This is a genomic window from Salmonella sp. SAL4457 (assembly GCF_046548235.1).
Classification (GTDB): Bacteria; Pseudomonadota; Gammaproteobacteria; order Enterobacterales; family Enterobacteriaceae; genus Salmonella; species Salmonella enterica.
The window spans coordinates 1-241 of sequence record NZ_JBGDZO010001223.1; the positions used below are offsets into that span (position 1 = coordinate 1).

Sequence of the window (241 nt, forward strand, 5' to 3'; positions counted from 1 at the left end):
GGTATGCGTCGTGCGCGCCTCGGCTTCGAAGCGAACACCGTCCTCGAGTTCGAGGAGCAACCGGTAGCGGTAGAGGCAGGCGATCTCCAGGTAGTCATGGAGATCGCAGGCGATCGGGCGGTAGCTGTCCATTGGCCTCTACAGCCTTCCAGGGGAAGGATGTAATGGCCATGGAGCCGAATGGCTTCGGCAACCTCTGCTGTCGCAATCTCGCTGTGGCAGTAGCTGCAATGCCCCTGGC

General features: G+C 61.4%; 1 protein-coding gene and 1 pseudogene. Both read right to left on the reverse strand.

The features are described 5' to 3' along the window. Positions 1–132 (reverse strand): Rho-binding antiterminator (locus ACLJNW_RS28075; protein WP_410961895.1); only part of this gene is annotated, 132 nt, incomplete at its 3' end. A 32-nt stretch (positions 133–164) separates the two neighbouring features. Further along, positions 165–241, reverse strand: a pseudogene (locus tag ACLJNW_RS28080) (hypothetical protein); the annotation flags it as partial.